Source organism: Leucobacter komagatae, from assembly GCF_000834055.1.
GTDB lineage: Bacteria > Actinomycetota > Actinomycetes > Actinomycetales > Microbacteriaceae > Leucobacter > Leucobacter komagatae_A.
This window is the reverse complement of record NZ_JXSQ01000040.1, coordinates 1-17,222: the sequence shown is the minus strand read 5'-3', so window position 1 is coordinate 17,222 and position 17,222 is coordinate 1. Positions and strand designations below refer to the sequence as shown.

General features: G+C 64.6%; 13 protein-coding genes and 2 tRNA genes. 11 read left to right on the top strand and 4 right to left on the bottom strand.

What is annotated here, in order from left to right; all coding sequences use genetic code 11:
• Positions 1–1,031, top strand: a 1,031-nt coding sequence (locus SD72_RS15715; protein WP_042545414.1) for an APC family permease, incomplete at its 5' end; no start/stop codon positions are given.
• A gap of 43 nt (positions 1,032–1,074) precedes the next feature.
• On the opposite strand, the gene SD72_RS15710 is transcribed toward SD72_RS15715, so the two are convergent.
• Positions 1,075–1,782 (bottom strand): DUF1361 domain-containing protein, encoded by a 708-nt coding sequence (locus tag SD72_RS15710; RefSeq protein WP_042545413.1) that lies wholly within the window; start codon positions 1,780–1,782, stop codon positions 1,075–1,077.
• Positions 1,783–1,832: 50 nt separating this feature from the next.
• Between SD72_RS15710 and SD72_RS15705 the strand changes: the two genes are divergently transcribed.
• From SD72_RS15705 to SD72_RS15695, 3 genes are all read left to right on the top strand, one after another.
• Positions 1,833–3,839, top strand: coding sequence for a cytochrome c oxidase assembly protein (locus SD72_RS15705; protein ID WP_198142012.1), 2,007 nt, complete (start codon positions 1,833–1,835; stop codon positions 3,837–3,839).
• A 31-nt stretch (positions 3,840–3,870) separates the two neighbouring features.
• Positions 3,871–5,427 (top strand): aminotransferase class I/II-fold pyridoxal phosphate-dependent enzyme, encoded by a 1,557-nt coding sequence (locus SD72_RS15700; RefSeq protein WP_042545411.1) that lies wholly within the window; start codon positions 3,871–3,873, stop codon positions 5,425–5,427.
• An 89-nt stretch (positions 5,428–5,516) separates the two neighbouring features.
• Entirely contained in the window at positions 5,517–5,972 is a 456-nt protein-coding gene (locus tag SD72_RS15695) for an SRPBCC family protein (RefSeq protein WP_042545410.1), read from the top strand.
• 41 nt (positions 5,973–6,013) lie between these two features.
• Here SD72_RS15695 and dcd read toward each other — a convergent pair whose 3' ends face one another.
• Positions 6,014–6,619, bottom strand: a complete 606-nt coding sequence (gene dcd, locus SD72_RS15690; RefSeq protein WP_042545409.1) for a dCTP deaminase — start codon at positions 6,617–6,619, stop codon at positions 6,014–6,016.
• A 32-nt stretch (positions 6,620–6,651) separates the two neighbouring features.
• Positions 6,652–7,314 carry a TetR/AcrR family transcriptional regulator gene (locus SD72_RS15685; RefSeq protein ID WP_042545408.1) on the bottom strand — a complete coding sequence of 221 codons (663 nt, stop codon included), beginning with the start codon at positions 7,312–7,314 and terminating at the stop codon, positions 6,652–6,654.
• Between the two features lie 95 nt (positions 7,315–7,409).
• Between SD72_RS15685 and SD72_RS15680 the strand changes: the two genes are divergently transcribed.
• Both SD72_RS15680 and SD72_RS15675 read left to right on the top strand, forming a co-directional pair.
• Positions 7,410–10,190, top strand: a complete 2,781-nt coding sequence (locus tag SD72_RS15680; protein ID WP_042545407.1) for an MMPL family transporter — start codon at positions 7,410–7,412, stop codon at positions 10,188–10,190.
• Positions 10,187–12,235 carry a YhgE/Pip domain-containing protein gene (locus tag SD72_RS15675; protein ID WP_042545406.1) on the top strand — a complete coding sequence of 683 codons (2,049 nt, stop codon included), beginning with the start codon at positions 10,187–10,189 and terminating at the stop codon, positions 12,233–12,235. Before SD72_RS15680 ends, SD72_RS15675 begins: the two co-directional genes overlap by 4 nt.
• Before the next feature lie 45 nt (positions 12,236–12,280).
• Here the strand turns inward: SD72_RS15675 and SD72_RS15670 are convergent, their stop codons facing one another.
• Positions 12,281–12,814: a hypothetical protein gene (locus tag SD72_RS15670; protein WP_198142011.1), complete on the bottom strand. Its 534-nt coding sequence runs from the start codon at positions 12,812–12,814 to the stop codon at positions 12,281–12,283.
• Between the two features lie 197 nt (positions 12,815–13,011).
• Here SD72_RS15670 and SD72_RS15665 point away from each other — a divergent pair.
• The 5 genes from SD72_RS15665 (at position 13,012) to SD72_RS15645 (ending at position 17,018) form a co-directional block, all read left to right on the top strand.
• Positions 13,012–13,083 (top strand) — tRNA-Thr (locus SD72_RS15665).
• 29 nt (positions 13,084–13,112) lie between these two features.
• Positions 13,113–13,186, top strand: a tRNA-Met gene (locus tag SD72_RS15660).
• Between the two features lie 443 nt (positions 13,187–13,629).
• Positions 13,630–14,850, top strand: a complete 1,221-nt coding sequence (locus tag SD72_RS17165) for a hypothetical protein (protein WP_052492763.1) — start codon at positions 13,630–13,632, stop codon at positions 14,848–14,850.
• Between the two features lie 3 nt (positions 14,851–14,853).
• Complete coding sequence (locus SD72_RS15650; RefSeq protein WP_042545405.1) at positions 14,854–16,164, top strand: DUF4041 domain-containing protein; 1,311 nt, start codon at positions 14,854–14,856, stop codon at positions 16,162–16,164.
• A gap of 224 nt (positions 16,165–16,388) precedes the next feature.
• Positions 16,389–17,018 carry a recombinase family protein gene (locus tag SD72_RS15645; protein WP_042545404.1) on the top strand — a complete coding sequence of 210 codons (630 nt, stop codon included), beginning with the start codon at positions 16,389–16,391 and terminating at the stop codon, positions 17,016–17,018.
• The last annotated feature ends 204 nt before the right edge of the window (positions 17,019–17,222 follow it).

The window sequence follows — 17,222 nt, the reverse complement described above, 5'->3', positions numbered from 1 at the left end:
CTAACTTCTCTGGCACGAAGGGCCTCGCGCGCATCGCGCGCATCGGTCTCGCGGCCGAGCTTATCGGCGTGATCGGCCTCGGCCTCTACCTCCTCATCTTCCAGCGCAAGCAGGAGTTCTCGGTGTTCTTTGACACCATGGGCGTCGAGGGTGAGGGCTCATACGTGCCCGTCTTCCTCGCCTCAGCGCTCGCAGGGCTCTTCCTCTTCTACGGGTTCGAGGCATGCGGCGACGTGGCAGAAGAGGTCGCGGACCCGGCTCGCCGCATCCCGCGCGCAATGATGATGACGATCCTCGTCGGCGCGGTCTCCGCACTGTTCTCGTTCGCGGGCTACGTGCTCGCAGCCCCCGACCTCGAGGGCATCGTTTCTGGTGAGATCACGGATCCGATCCCCGCGATCCTCGAGGCGACGCTCGGCACCGTTGGGGCGAAGATCTTCCTCGTCGTCACCGTGCTCGCGTTCGTTTCGTGCGTGCTCAGCCTGCAGGCCGCTGCCTCCCGCCTGCTGTACTCCTTCGCCCGCGACGGCATGCTCCCTGGCCACACCTGGCTGTCGAAGGTGTCGCCGCGCAGCAAGGTGCCGACGAACGCACTCATTGTTGCGTGCACGGTTCCCGCGCTCATCTGCGTGCTGATCTACTTCAACGACGGCATCCTTGTTCCGGTCACCTCGTTCGCGATCCTCGGCATCTACGTCGCGTTCCAGATGGTCGTGCTCGCGGCGCTCCGCCAGCGCTTCAAGGGGTGGAAGCCGGCAGGCCCGTTCCGTCTCGGCACGCTCGGCACAGTGATCAACGTCGCGGCCCTCGCCTACGGCGTCTTCGCGATCATCCTGCTCGCGAAGCCAGATTCCGGCGGCACGTTCTTCCAGAACTACGTGGTGCTCATCGGCCTGTGCGTCGTGCTCGTCACGGGCCTGCTGTACCTATTCATCGCGCGACCGGACACGAAGTCGACGGCGCCTGAGGGTGATGCGCGCGAGGTCGCGGACGAGATCCGCCGCCGCACCGGACGCGTCGAGGTGCCGTAACCGGTAGGTCAACGTTGTGGCGTCTCGAGCTCACCCGCCAGGGTTACTGGCGGGCGAGCTCGAGTTCGTAGAGCCCGAACACGATCGGCGTGACGATCGTGAGGTAGAGGATGCCGATGAATAGCGCATACGTGAGGGTGAAGCCGAAACACGCGAGCGCGTTGCCGCGTTCGCTGAAGTGCGCGAGTACCTTGCGTGCGAGCGCGGCCGGGTGCCGCACATCCCAACTGTTGAGCCGCAGGTAGCGGCCGAGGTACATGCCGAGACCGACGAGCAGCAGCACGGCAGCGAGCATGATCATCGAGCGTGGTTTGAAGAACGACAGCGCTTGGTCGTCGGCAAGCACGACGCTGAAGAGCAGCTGCGCGACGAACACGTTCACGATCGTGTTGATGACGCCGCTCATCGCGAGCGAAATGACGAGAATAATGTCGTACCAGAGCGGCACCGGGTCGTCCTCGTTGCGGTGCGACTGGTTGAGCTCCGTGATGAGGTAGCTCGCGTTCGGCAGCATGAGCAGCCACGCAACGCCGATGACGGCCACGACGGTGAGCGCGAGTACCTTGCTCACCGGCAGCAGGCTCAGCAGCGCAATGAAGGCGAGCGCGAGCAGCAGAATCGGCAGCACGGACAGCACAATGTTCAGCAGCATCGGGCGATACAACCGGGTCCGGTACACGGCGGCTCGAAGGATTACGAGCGTCGCTGCGTACACGTTGAGGATCGCGGCGCCGATGAAGAGAAACAACATAGCTTCAGCTTAGGTGCGGGCAGTCAGCCTGGCCCGCGTAGGCTAGTGGGGTGCCCCGATTTATTCGCGTGATCGCTCCAGCCGTACTCCTCGCCGCGACCCTCGTCGCGGTGCTGTGGGGCCTCTCGCTTGGCGGAGCCGCGAACGAGCGCGATCTCGCGGATCCCGGGGCGGTTGTCCGCATCGGCATCCCGCTGCTCCGCACGCTCGTGAACGTCGCGGTTGCCGGCCTCATCGGCTCGCTCGTGATGGCCGTTTGGGCGTTCTCGGCTGAACGTCGCGAGCACGGGCTCGCACTCGACATCGCGGCCGGCTCAGCCGCCGTGCTCACGGTCGCGTCGGCGGCAACACTGATCTTCACCTACAGCGACCTCGCCTCGATGCCCTTCTCGGCCTCTTCCGCGTTCGGCGCGGGGCTGGCACAGTTCGTCACTGAGGTCGAGCTCGGTCAGCTGTGGCTCTGGGAGCTGCTCATCGCGGCGGTAGTGACGGTGCTCGCGTTCGCGGTGCGAGGCAGAAAGCTCACACTGCTCGTGCTCGTGTTCGCCCTGTTCACGACGCTTCCGCTTGCGCAGCAGGGACACGCTGCTGGTGCCGCTGGCCACAGCCAGGCCGTGAACTCGCTGCTCGTGCACCTCGTTGGCGCGGCGGTCTGGCTCGGTGGGCTGCTCGTGCTCATGTTCGTCGCGCAGACGGTGAACCGTGAGCGGCTCGCGCTGCTCGTTTCGCGCTACTCGTCGATCGCGCTCATCGCTTTTGTCGCGGTGAGCGCGTCCGGCGTGGTGAGCGCGTGGGTGCGCATCGGTTCGCTCGACGCGCTGTTTGGCACGGGCTACGGCAAGCTCGTTGTGCTCAAGGTTGTCGCGCTTGTGCTGCTCGGCGCGTTCGGTGCTGTGCACCGCCAGCGGCTCATCCCGCGCATCGCGAAGAGCGACCGCGGCATGCGGGTATTCGCCTGGTTCGTCATCGCCGAGCTGGCACTCATGGGCTTCGCGAGCGGCATTGCTGGCGCGCTCGGGCGCACGGCTACCCCCGTCCCGCTCGAGCCGATCGACCCGTCGGTCGGCGCCTCACCCGCTGAGATCCTCACGGGGGACCCGCTGCCGGCTGAGCTCACGCCGATGAGCTACATCACCGAGTGGAAGTTCGACCTTGCCTGGGGACTCGTCTCGGCGTTCGGGATTCTTTTCTACCTCGCGGGTGTTGTGCGGCTGCGGAGGCGCGGCGACAGCTGGCCGGTTGGCCGCACCATTGCCTGGATCGCAGGCATGCTCTTCCTGTTCTACTCCACGAACGGTGCGCTGAACGCATACGAGCAGTACCTGTTCAGTGTGCACATGCTTGGGCACATGATGTTCACGATGCTCATCCCGCTCGTGCTCGTGCTCGGCGCGCCAGTGACGCTGCTGCTGCGCGCGACCGATAAGCGCAAGGACGGCTCGTGGGGCGCCCGCGAGTGGGTGATGTGGGGGCTGCAGACGCCGTGGTCGCGGTTCCTCACCAACCCGGTCGTCGCTGCCGCAATCTTCGTTGGCTCGCTGTGGGTCTTCTACTTCTCGCCCATCCTGCGGTGGGCGACGTCAGAGCACCTTGGCCACCAGTGGATGATCATCCACTTCCTTATCTCGGGCTACCTCTTTAGCCTCACGATGATCGGTATTGATCCGGTGCCGAACCGCGCCCCGTACCCCTTCAGGCTCGTGATCCTGTTCGCGACGATGGCGTCACACGCCTTCTTCGGCGTCACGATCATGACAGGCGACTCCCTCTTCCTTGCCGACTGGTTCGGGGCGATGGGCCGCACCTGGGGGGCGACTCCGCTCGAAGACCAGGCGACAGGTGGCGGGATCGCCTGGGGCATCGGCGAGCTGCCGACCCTCGCGCTCGCGCTCGTCGTCGCGGTGCAATGGTCGCGCAGCGACCGCAAGGAGCAGAAGCGCAAGGACCGTGCCGAGGACCGCTCGGGCGACTCAGAGCTCAACGCGTATAACGCGATGCTCGCCGCCCAGGCAGCGCGCGACGCTGACCTCGAAGCGAAGCGCGACGAGCGCGCCTAGCGCGGACCAACGACACCGGAAGCAGCGAGCGATGACTCACACGCAGGGGCGCGGCCCCGAGCACGAACGGGCGCCATACGCAGAGGCGCTCAGGCGGCACGCGGAGCAGGATCCGCTGATGTTCATGGTTCCCGGGCACGCTGCGACCCCCACCGGCATGTCTCGTGAGCTCGCCGACTTCCTGGGTGAGCGCGCGCTCCGCCACGATATTCCCCAGCTCGTCGATGGAATCGACTCCGGTGTCGACAGCCCGCTCGAGCAAGCGGTAACGCTTGCGGCGGACGCGTGGGGCGCCCGCCGAGCGTGGTTTCTCGCGAACGGGTCATCGCAGGGCAACCGGATGGCCGTGATCGCGGTCGGCTCTGGCGGCGCTACCGGGCCGGAGGCCGCGGCTGGGGGCAGCGCTGACATCGTTGTGGCGCAGCGCAGCGCGCACTCCAGCTTCCTTGACGGCCTCGTGGTCACCGGTCTCGCCCCCGAGTGGGCGTTTCCGGAGTTCGATGAGGTCCACGGCATCAATCACGGGCTCACCCCCGAAACGCTCGAGGCTTCCTTCGCGCGGGCCAGCGCCTCCGGGGAGCGGCTGCGCGCCGCGTATGTGATCTCGCCGAGCTACTTCGGCGCTGTCGCGGATATCGCGGGTCTCGCCGCTGTCGCGCACGCGCACGGGGTGCCGCTCATTGTTGACGCCGCGTGGGGAGCCCACTTCGGCTTCCACGAGGATCTGCCGGAGTTTCCCACGCGGATCGGTGCCGACATCGTCGTGACGAGCACCCACAAGATGGGTGGGAGCCTTGGCCAGTCGGCGATGCTCCTGCTCGCCGAAGGGCCGTTCGCTGCGGCGCTTGAGCCGGCGCTCGAACGCGCGTTCAACCTGACGCAGACGACCAGCGCGAGCTCGCTGCTGCTCGGCTCGTTGGATATCGCTCGTCGCAGCCTCGTGCTCGAGACGGCGCGGATCGGTGCGAGCGTCGAGCGAGCTGAACGATTGCGAGGTTTGATCCGCGATCACGACACCCTCACCCTGGTGAGTGACGACTTCCCGCGGTACCCGAGCGTCGTGCAGGCCGATCCGCTTCGCGTTTCCATTGGGCTGTCCAAGGCTGGAATGTCGGGCTACGAGATGCGGGCAGAGCTTGCGCGCTCGCACGGGATCCTGCTCGAGATTGCGACGGCCGCCGCGGTGGTCGCGTTCCTCGGGCCGGGGAAGGAACTCGACGTCGATCGCCTCTTTTCGGCGATGCAGGAGGTGCTGCGCAACACCGGCGAGCGCGCCGACGCGCAACCGGCGCTGCAGCTCCCGTCGCCAGGGCGACGGCGGATGACCCCACGCGCCGCGTATTTCGCCGAGACAGAGGTAGTGCCGGCCGAGCAGGCGCTCGGTCGTGTGTCAGCTGACGCGCTCGCGGCCTACCCTCCGGGGATCCCCAACATTGCTCCGGGTGAGGAAATCACCCGCGAGGCCGTCGCGTTCCTCCGCGAGGTCGCTGCCTCACCGATCGGTTTCGTTCGAGGCGCGCTTGATCCGGCCGTGTCGCGGCTACGCGTCGTCCTTGCCCCCTGCGGCGAATCCGCGGACACGGAGTAGCGCTCCCAGCGCTGCGGGGTTTCGCGGGGCGTGCTGCGACAGTAGTCTCGGTAGTCCGGGACGACCGTCCCTGGCGGAGAGGAGCCACCATGACCGGAGTGACGCACTCGGGAATTGAGATCGATCGCACGACCGAGGCCTCGCCGGAGGCGGTGTTCGCTGCGCTCACAGACGCGAGCTCGTTCGCCAGCTGGTTTGGTGGCAGCGAAGTCGACGTGCCGGAGGACCGGCTCGAGTTCAACGCCATAGCTGGCAACACGTGGCGGGCAACGATGGTGCTGCCGGATGGCAACACCATCGATTGGTCGGGGCGTTTTGTGCGCGTTGACGCGCCAACGCACTTCGAGCTCACCCTCACCGATATGCCTGGGGCGGACGCCCCAGAGGTGCTCGTGACGTTTGCCGTCTATGCGGCGGATGGCGGAGCAGCGCTCCACATGACGCAGAACACACCGGATTTTCCGCACGAGCAGAAGGCGGCAACCCTCGACGGGTGGCAGGTGTTCCTCGACGAGGCGCTCCGGATAGCTGGTGCGCGAAGCTAGCACACCGTGCTTGCGCGCTCGAGCCGCCTGGCTGGCGTTCGCTAGCTGCCGCGGTTGCCCTCGTCTGAGCCCGTCACGTCGCCGCGGTGGAAGTTCAGGTGTGAGCGAGATGCGGTCGGTCCGCGCTGCCCGAGATAGCGCGAGAAGGTCGCGCCAGCACCGTAGGGGCGCTCGGCCGGCGAGGAGAGCCTAAAGAAACAGAGCTGGCCGATTTTCATGCCAGGCCAGAGGCGGATCGGCAGCGTCGACACGTTGGAGAGTTCGAGCGTGATGTGACCCTCGAATCCGGGGTCGATGAACCCGGCCGTCGAGTGCGTGAGCAGGCCGAGGCGCCCGAGCGAGCTCTTGCCCTCGAGTCGCGCAGCGATGTCGTCTGGGAGCCCGACGAGCTCGAACGTTGAGCCGAGCACGAACTCCCCTGGGTGGAGGATGAACCCCTCTTCAGGGTCAACCTCGACGAGGCGTGTCAGCTCTGGCTGATCCTCTGCAGGGTCGATGAGGGCGTACTTGTGGTTGTCGAAGAGGCGCACGAAGCGGTCGAAGCGTACGTCGACGCTCGACGGCTGAACCATGGAGGGCTCACTCGGGGTGAGCTTGATGCGGCCCGCGCCGAGCTCGGCATTGATATCGCGATCTGAAAGCAGCACGGTTCGATCTTACCGGCACGGCTATCGCTGACCTAGGTGCACTCGGTGATGGTGAAGAGGAGTTCTGAAAAGCGCTCGCCCAGCTCGGAGATTCCCTCGGGGGCTTCGACCCCGTTGAGTGCGCTCACGCGAACCGCGCGCTCGTAGACGCCTGTAAGGATCACCATGGCGCGGTCCACTGGGATGGTGAATCGTCTGCCGGCCGCGTGGATGATGCTTTCGACAACGTGGCTGAGCTCTTCGCGGAACTGCAGGTTGAAATCGATGTGGCTAATCGGCCCGGCTGGATCCCGCAGGGCGAGCAGCAGGAATTCGGTTTCGAGCGTAAACCAGCTCGACTCGGTTCCGCGCGGTGAGAGGAACGCGGTGACGTACTTCGCTGCGTCGGCGTGCGTTGGTGGCTCGTCCACCTCGCGCAGGCGCGCGGTGAGTTCGGCGGCGCGGAGGCGGATCTGGCTAGCGCGATCCTCGTATTCGCGTTTGAGTAGGGCGAGGAAGAGCTCCTCCTTCGATGAGAAGTTGGAGTAAAACGCGCCACGGGTGAAGTCGGCGCGGGCGCAAATGCGCTCGACGGAGGCGCCCTGGATGCCGAACTCGGCAAAGACCCCTGTCGCGGCGTCAAGGAGCCGGGTGCGGGTCTCTCTCCGGCGCGCGCTCACGGGGTCGGCGTCGTTCGTCGTGGTGCTGTCTGACATCTTGCCTCCTCACAGATTCGCAACAGTAATAACGAATACAGTACTGTATCGAGATCGATACACTCCTGTATCGAACGCTTGATCGATGGGATCGTATGTCTTCCGCACTCTATGCCCTCGGGCGATGGGCCGCCCGCGCAAAGTGGCTTGTGCTGACCGTATGGCTGGTGGTGCTGGCAGTGCTCGCCGCCGGCGCGCTCACCTTCGGGAAGGGCGCAGACGCGCCGATCTCCATCCCCGGCACCGAAGCGCAAGACGCGATCACCTCGCTTTCGCACACGTTCCCCGAGGTGAGCGGAACGAGCGCAACGATCATCGTCGTGTCGCCGACGGCAGGCGACCTTGAGAGCGGACGCTACCGCAGCGCGGTCGAATCCGTCGTTGGCGACCTTGAGGCGCTTCCGGGAGTTTCGGGCGTGCTCACCCCGTTCGGCACGGGAGACGCGGCGGCAGCGAACACGGAGATTTCGCCCGACGGCCGGGCGTTGCTCGTCCGGGTCCAGGTCGATGGGGAAATGACGGGGGTCGCGCAGGAGACCATCGACGGCATCGCTGCGGCAAGCGACGAGCTCCGCGAGGCGCTCCCAGGCAACGCCGAGGTGGCCTACGGCGGCGAAATGTTCTCCGCGGCTGTCCCGTCGCTCAGCCCGACGGAAGCGATCGGCGTCGTCATTGCGTTTGTCGTGCTGATCCTCACCCTCGGATCACTCATCGCCGCCGGCATGCCGCTCCTCATCGCGCTCATCGGCGTCGGTGTCTCGATTGCTGGATTGTTCTTCGTGACCGCTTTCGTTGACCTCACATCAACGACGCCCATGCTCGCGCTGATGCTGGGGCTCGCGGTCGGCATTGACTACACCCTCTTCATCGTCAGCAGGCATCAGGAGCAGCTCAGAGCGGGGCTCAGCGTGCGCGAATCGATCGCGCGAGCGACCGCAACGTCGGGGTCGGCAGTGGTCTTCGCCGGGCTCACCGTCATCATCGCGCTCGTCGGCCTCGCGGTGGCGCGCATTCCGTTCCTCACCGCGCTCGGCGTCGCCGCGGCGGCGGCCGTCGCCGTTGCCGTGCTCATCGCCATTACGCTCACCCCAGCGGTGTTGTCAATGGTGGGGATGCGGATCCTGCCGCGCAAACACCGGCCGGCGAGCGAGGCTGCAGCCGAGACAGCGGGCGATGCGGGCCACGGGCAGGCCGAAGCAGCCACGGTCACCCAGACTCGTGCTGACCGGTTCTTCGCGGGCTGGGTGCGAGGGGCAACGAAGCGTCCGATCTTCACCATAGTCGCGGTGCTCATCGTGCTCGGCGTCGGCGCAATCCCCGCGCTGCAGCTGCGCCTCGCACTGCCCGACGCGACCTCGCTCGCTGTGGACGACCCAGCACGCGTCACCCACGAGCTCACAGGCGAGCACTTCGGCGAGGGCTTCAACGCGCCGCTGCTCTTGACCGGGTCGATCATTTCGAGCACCGACCCGCTGGGGCTCATGGACGACCTGAAGCGGGAGGTTGAACAGGTTCCCGGCGTCGCAGAGGTGCCGCTCGCAACCCCCAACCCTGGTGCAGACACCGGAATTATCCAGGTCATCCCGGAGGAGGGAGCGCACGCAGCGAGCACCACAGCCCTCGTGCAAGAGCTCCGCGACCGCCACGACGAATGGGAGGACACCTATGGTGTGAGCCTCGCCGTCACAGGGTTCACCGCAATCGGTATCGACGTCTCGGCGCAGCTGATGAGCGCGCTGCTGCCCTTCGGCATCTTTGTCGTCGGGCTCTCGCTCGTGCTGCTCGCGATGGTCTTCCGCTCAGTGTGGGTGCCCATCAAAGCCACGCTCGGCTACCTGCTGTCCGTCGGCGTCGCGTTCGGCGCCGTCGTCGCCGTCTTCCAGTGGGGCTGGCTTGCCGACGCGCTGCACGTGAGCTCGACGGGGCCGGTGCTGAGCTTCATGCCGATCATCCTCATGGGCGTGCTCTTCGGCCTCGCGATGGACTACGAGGTGTTCCTCGTTGCGCGGATGCGCGAGGAGTATGTGCACGGTGGTGACGCTCAACGCGCGATCCACCGCGGCTTCGTCGGGTCGGCGAAGGTGGTGACGGCCGCCGCGCTCATCATGATCGCCGTGTTCGCGGCGTTCGTACCCGCGGGGGACCCAAGCATCAAGGTGATCGCGCTCGGCCTCGCAGTCGGCGTATTCGTCGACGCCTTCATTGTCCGTATGACGCTCGTGCCTGCCGTGCTCGCACTGCTCGGCGACCGTGCGTGGCAGATGCCGCGCTGGCTCGCACGCGTGCTGCCCTCATTCGACGTCGAGGGCGAGGGGCTCGCACGTGAAATCGCACACGCTACGTGGCCGGCAGACATGCCCGATGCGCGTGTCGCCTCCTCAAGGTTGACGCTTAGGGGCCGGGGCGCCAACGTCGTCACCCCCGAAGTGCGCCTCGGAGCTGGCGACGCCCTCGTGCTCGACCAGCGCAACCTGGCAAGCCTGCCGCTCGCGCAGGCCCTGAGCGGCAGGGGGCGGATCGTAGCCGGAACCCTCAAAGTCGGCGGACTGCTGCTACCTGAGCGCGCGAGCTCGCTCCGTGCGCGGGCAGCCTGGGCCGATCCAGACACCCTGCGGCAGGCCCTGCGCGACGCGCCGGAACTCCTCGTACTCGACCTGCGGGAGGCCGAAATCGCGCCGCTGTCGCCCGCGACGCTCGCAGACGTGCGCTCAGCGCTCGCCGCCTGGCGCGTCGAGCGCGGCCCAGACGACGCAGACCCAATCCTTATTGTCCTCGGAGACCCTGCTCTCGCTGGCCGCGTGCTCCCGACCGGGCAGGCCGCCGTCGCGCCCCCAACCGACCTCGCAGAACGCCTCGAAATGGAGAGCGCACGATGACCCCCGCACTGTCACCGCTCCGCGGAAAACGCATCAGCTGGACCACGCTACTCGGGCTGCTCCTCGTCCCGCTCACCGTCGCTGGCCTCTTCCTCTGGGGGCTGTGGAATCCGAGCGACCGCCTGCCCAACGTCACCGCGGCCGTCGTGAACCACGATGAGCCGGTTGAAGTAGACGGCCAACTCGTGCCGCTTGGCAGGATCCTCGCTGCGGAACTCATCGCAGGCGGCGACGAACCGGCAGCCGAAACACCCGAGCGGCAAAACTTCACCTGGGTGCTCACCGACGACGTTGACGCGCAGGCCGGCCTCGCTGACGGCCGCTTTGCGACAACGATCACGATCCCCAAGGACTTCTCGGCGGCCGCGACCTCTCTCGCAGACGGCCCAGAAGCCGCGCGCTCGGCGACCATCGAGATCGCGGACAGCGCCAAGGGCAGACTCCTCGACTCCGCGCTTGCGGGAATCGTCACCCAGACGGCAACCAGGGTGCTCAACCAGCAGCTAGGCGAACAGTTCGTCGGCAACATCTTCGTCGGCATGAACTCCCTGCACGACGGCGTCACCGACGCCGCGGCAGGCGCGGGCGAGCTCGCAGGGGGAGGCAAGCAGCTCGCCGACGGAGCCGACGCACTCGCAGAGGGCACGACCGGTCTCGCATCGGGCGCGGAGGAACTTTCCGGAGGGGCTCAGCAACTCGCTGGAGGTGCCTCGCAGCTCGCCGCGGGAACGCAGGAGCTCGCAGCGGGGGCGACCCAGCTCACCGAAGGCGCAACCGGCATAGCCGCCGGAGCCGCCGAGCTTGCACAGGGAACGCGGGACTCGGCCAACGGCGGGGCGACCCTCGCCGCAGGCGTGGAACAGTACACGGGGCTCGTCAACGCTGTCCTCGAACCGATCATCGCCGGCTCCGGCCAGGCGCTCGAGCCGCTGCAGCAGCTGCGAGCCGCCATCGAAGCGCTCCCCGAAGAACTCTTCCCAGAGGAGCACCCGAAGGCAGCACTCCTCGCCGCCGTTGACGCAGCGATCGACGAACTCGCGGGGGCAGCAAGCGGCAGCTCCGGGTCGCAACTCGTACAACTACGAAACGCCGGCACCGACCTCGCCACTGGCGCGCGGGCAGCCGCAAACGGCCAGGCCGAACTCGCGACGGGCGCGGAAAACTTCGCCGCCGGCGTTGGCGAGTTCGCCGGGGGCATGACAACCTTCTCCGGCGGCGTCTCACAGCTCGCCGGGCAGGCCCCAGCGCTCTCAGCCGGCGCAGACCAGCTCGCCGGCGGCGTGAGCCAGCTCGCGGGTGGCGCAGGCGAGCTCGCTGACGGCGCCGACACACTCGCGGAGGGAGCTGGCGCCGCAGCCGAGGGCACGAAGACCCTGGCTGCTGGTCTCGACGAGGCCGCAGCGCAGATCCCCAACTACACCGAGGACGAGCGCACCACCATGGCGGAGACCGCCGTTGAAACGGTGAAGGCCGAGGGCGGTAGCGACGAGCTCTTCAACTCATCCGGGATACCGCTGTTCGCGGGCATCGCGCTGTGGGCAGGCGCACTCGCAGCGTTCCTCGTGCTCGCGCCGCTCTGGTCGCGCACCCGCGAGGCGGCAAAGGGCGTGCTCGCGCTCACCCTGCGCAGCGTTCGGCCTGCGCTGCTGCTCGGCGCTGCTCAGGGCGCGATCGCCGGGGTCGTCCTCCCGATAGCGCTGCGCTACGACTTCGCTCAGGCGGCCGGCTTCTTCGGGCTTTCCGTGCTCGCAGGCACCGCGTTTTCACTCATCGTGCAGGGCCTATCGGCGCGCTTTGGTGGCTACGGCCGATTCGCGGCGTTCGCGCTGCTGGTGATCGCGTTCACGGTGGGGATCGTTTCGACGGTGCCGGGTGTGCTCGCAGCCGTTGGCGACGCGAGCCCCATCGGCGCCGCCTTCACGGGCTTCCAGGCGCTCGCCGCAGGGGCCAGCGGAGCCGGGGGCGCAGCCGCGCTCCTCGCGCTCTGGGGCGCGGCCGGGGCCGGGCTCACTGCGTGGGCCGTCGCGCGCGAGCGACGCGCGTAGGGCGGGGAGGTGCGCGGTCAGGCGGTGACGCCCTCGCTTGGGTAGCTACCTGGCCTCGGGGGGCGTGCTCGTGTCCTCCCGCACCGGGCTGAGGAGGGGATGCGGTGCCATGTGCTGCGCCCCGGCCTCAGCGTAATCGAGCGCCTCGTCCTCTTCTGGGCGGGGTTCGCGGCCGTTCGCGATCGCGAAGCCGAGGGCGCCGAAGGCAAGTGCGAAGGCGAGGATCCCGAGCGGGTTACACAACGCGATCGCCATTTCTGCAGAGAACTGTGAGCCGGCCGCTGCGCCGATGATCGTGTGGAGCTGCCCGTCAACGTTGTCTGGGACAGTGAGGCCGAAGCCGATCGCGCATACCCACGAGAGGATGAGCGCAACCCACACCGCCCTGGTTGTGCGGCGGCCGCGCTGTGCGGTGACCGCCATGCGGTGCCCGATCCAGAGCATCAGTACCGCGTAGGTCAGGCCGATGGCGGGAACGTACCACCAGGTGAGGCTGCCGCCGATGCCAAAGAACCAGCGACCGGCCGACATCCATACCGCGAGCACCAGGCCCATGACGGTGACCAACACACTCTTCACGCGAACTCCCATCGCAAAAACGCGTTCTGTGCGGGCCCGCGAATGCGACCGCAGTTTCGCCGCAACCTTACCAAGTTGGCGGCGTTCGAATCGGAGAGCCAGCTGCGGTGCGCGGCACGCCCGGGCATCCCCGCCTGAATTCGCATTCGTTCTGACAAGGTGGTACGCTCTAACGGTTGTCACGGCATCGTGGCTACGCCCTGATAGCTCAGTGGTAGAGCACTTCCATGGTAAGGAAGGGGTCCCGGGTTCAAGTCCCGGTCGGGGCTCTGGCTTGTTTGATCGTCATGGTCAACATGGCTGAGTAGCTCAGCTGGTTAGAGCGCACGACTCATAATCGTGAGGTCGCGGGATCGAGCCCCGCCTCAGCTACGACAAGCCGCAACTGAAACCCCTGGTCACGCCGGGGGTTTTGTTGTACCGGGGGTTGGCTGGTGGATCGCGTAGGTGTCGGTGCTGTCCGTTAAGAGGACTCCATCTGAGGGCTTCGCTCAGTCGTCATCGCCGCAGACGCTTCCAAATCTGCCTGGCGTTGTCGCCAGGGCTGGGAGTGCCTCAAATGCTGCCCAAAGTCCAATGTGTGCACATTTCATGTACACGCTTGGTGAGCCTGCCAAGGGTGTTAGCTGCATCCCAATGTTCAGCCTGGGATGGCGACGCCACATTCGGGCCACTAGATAAGATGACAACTGGTGATCCATGCGCATAGGGAAGCCTGTGTTGCCAGATATTCAGTTGTGCCCTGACTCAAATTTAGGATGGGCTCGGTTCATTCGGAGGTTTGAGTGGCTCGTCGTAGAGGATTCTTGGCAGAAATGCAGCATCAGGCTCGGCTTGCCGAGCAAAGGCAGCGTGCGGCTGCGAGGCAACAGCTTGCCGCTGCAAGGCGTGCGGAGCAGGCTCAGAAAGCTGCGGAACGGGCTCAAGCAGCGGCTACCCGCGCGGCTGAAGCGGACAGAAAGCGACTCGAACGTGAGGCGCTCGCCGCTCACGTTGCCGCGATGCAGGCAGAAGTTGAGTCTTTGAACCTTGGACTGTCTGAGCATTATGCAGAGCTTGATGGACTTCTTGAAGCAACACTTGGTGTCGATGATTTCGTTGACCTCGAAACGCTGCGGGTCGTAGCGGAACATCCACCATTTCCTGCTGAACAATTGAGACGACCGACTCCTTCACCTACCCCAATTGCTGATCCACCTTTGCCGGTACGCGGTGAAGTACCAGCGCCGACAGGGCTCTTTGGTAAGAAAAAGAAGCTTGAAGCGGCACATGCAGCCGTGGAGCAACAGTATGCGACTGACTACTATGCCTGGCAAGCCGCTACGGAAGCGTTGCCTGGTCGCCGGGCAGCACAAGCTGCCGAGTACGATGAGGCTGAGCGGGCCAGACTTGTGTCTTTGGAAGAAGCCGAGCAGCGTTACGCGGCTGAGTGCGAAGCGCGCGAGCGAGACGCGGCCGAACAAAACGAGGAGCTTGACCAGCTCATCGCAGGTCTTGGGTACGGGACCGTCGATGCTGTCCAAGAATACGTCAGCATTGTGCTCATGAACTCGGTGTATCCCGAGCATTTCCCGGTGAAGCACGAGTCGAGTTTTGACCCGACAGCGGCGGAGCTTACGCTGCGACTCACAATTCCGGGGCCTGAGGCTGTCCCAAAGACCAAAGCGTTTAAGTACACGAAGTCGACGGATCAGATCACTGAAACGCAGCTCTCGCAAAAGGATATGAAAGATCGATACGCCGGTATTGTGCACCAGGTCGCCTTAAGGAGCCTCCACGAAGTCTTTGAGGCAGATCGTCGCGAAATTGTGCGTAGCATCTCCCTGGAACTGGGGGCGAAGACGATCAGCCCAGCGACTGGACGAGAAACATATGTTCCTTTCGTTGCTGTTGCAGTAGAGCGAAGCGCCTTTGCTGGTTTGGATCTTTCTTCTGTAGTTCCCTCGGCAACGCTTGATCACCTTGGAGCTACGGTCTCCAAGAACCCGATGGGGCTTGTAGAAATTGATTCTTCGGGCATAAAGCGAGTGTCGTAGGCAATGAGCGTTGTTTTCAATCCACCACCGGGCTGGCCTAAACCCCCGGCAGGATGGCAACCGCCCGCGGGGTGGACCCCAGACCCAAACTGGCCGGAACCGCCTGCAGGGTGGCAACTCTGGGTATCTGATGACGGGACACCTGTCGTAAATACAACTGGCGATGCCGAGAACGAGACAGCTAAGGCAGCTGAGACAAGCGCTCTCGGGACTAGCGAAAATGCAAGAGTCGAGTTTCTTGAAGCAGAGAACGCGGAGCTGAGACTTCGACTTGAGGAATCATCAGGGCAAGGGCTTATCGAACTGGATGACGCCCGTGTCCTTCAGGATGTAGGAATCTATCGCTATCACCATCCACTTGAGTCGGCGGCAGCATACAAAGATCGCCTGAAATCTCTTGAATCAGATATTGCCGACTCGGTGCGAAGCGGACGGGCAATTGCAAAGTCTGAGTTGTTCACATTGAACAACTCGCTCGCCCAAGGGCGACGGATGACCGCTGACCTTGGCAAGTTGATGCTTCGTGCCTATAACGCTGAAGCAGACAATGTGATCCGCTCGCTCCGGGCGGGAAACATAGAGACTGCGAAGCGGCGTCTTGAAGCTTCACGTTCGGCGATTGCAAAACTTGGCGCTCTCATGGAAATGCGGATCGACGAGGTTTTCCACCAGCTTCGCATAGCCGAAATTGAGCTTACGGCTGATTGGCTGATGAAGAAGCAAGAAGAGCGTGAAGAGGCCAAGGAAGAACGAGCGCGGCTTCGGGAGGAAGCCCGCGTGCAACGCGAACTTGAAGAAGAGCGCGCACGGTTGGACAAGGAACGAACTCACCTTACAAATACCCTTGCAGCGCTCCGGCTGCAAGGTCGAGAAGACTCAGATCTGATCGCGCGGCTTGCAGCTGTAGATCAGGCCATCGAGCAGAACGATTATCGCGCAGCCAATATTCGGGCGGGCTACATTTATGTAATTTCGAACGAGGGAGCTTTTGGCGCGGGCGTAGTCAAGATTGGGCTAACCCGGCGTCTTCAGCCTTTGGAACGTATCTCTGAACTCAGCGGTGCTTCCGTGCCATTCAGATTTGACGTACACGCACTCTTCTTCTCAGAGGATGCCGTGACGCTGGAAAATGACTTGCATAAGCATTTCGCCACGCGGGCGCTCAATCAGGCAAATTCGCGGAAGGAATTCTTCTTTGCCACACCTAGCGAAGTGCGAGAAGTTTTGCTGCAACGAGTTGGAAATATTCTCGAGTTCACGGAAGACGCGGAAGCTACTGAATACAGGCAATCAGTCGGCTCCTGGCCTCAGTAGATGCGTGTGGCCTGATGAGCCTGCGGTGTTCCAAGCAACTAGTGCTCGAACGTCCTTGGCCGCGCCTGAATTCCGGGCTTCGTCGCTGAGAAGAGACTCGTAGCTAACCTCTGCGCTTCTATTCATGCTTTTGATGCTGTATCGCTGCGGAGTGCGAGCAGTGAGCGTGGCTTCATCATCGGCGGCACAGTGCCGCTCATCGATGAGACGGAAGGCAGGCCACAATGGCTTCCCAGGTTTACGGATATATGCACCTCGACTACAGCGACGAACACCCCGAGCAGCGCGCGGAAGCGCTCGGATCGGTGGCGCTCTTCTGTGATTACGGGCCACGGTATGACACGGCGAGGGTGAACCTGAACCGGATGCTCGCAGCAACCCAGACGGGCGATTTCATCTTCGTAGATCGTATCGACCGGATCGCTGACTCCGTGTCCGACTTCTACGACCTCCTGCTGTTCTTGAAGGAGCGTGGGGTGGGGTTCGAGGCGCTGGAAGATGCGTTCATCTTGAAGCCCGTGACGGGCGGGGACGCTCATGCGGACGGCAGCCCATCTACGCAGCAGGATTCGCGGTCTCCCCAGGTGCCAGACGAGTCGCTGGAACTGATTGGCCGTATGGCTGCGCTTGAGCGGGCAAAGACAATGAAGGGTCCGCGAGGTTTCGCGTTCGACTTCGCCACGATGCACGAGACCGACCCGGTGCTGACGCTGGAACGGGTGCTAGGCGCTGAGCAGCAGCTCGCTGCCGGAGTGCCGCTCAGTCGGATTGCTACCGCGTTGCGAGTGACTGCGGTAGAGCTGTTTAAAGCGATACGCCGAGATAACGAGTATGCCTCGTATCTGAAGATATAACCTCAGAAGCAACGTGAGAGGTCCGCCAGTTTGGTGCAGTGATGTGCTGAATGGGCGGGCCTTTTACTGTTCCTGAGAGGATGACAGGGTGAACATCATTGAGCGAGCTGTCCGGTCGAGAGGCTCCAGTACCCGCCGTGACAGAGCGGGCATCGTGTATGTCGCTGACTCAATCGATGTCGCTCAGCTCGACGCGAGGCCCGA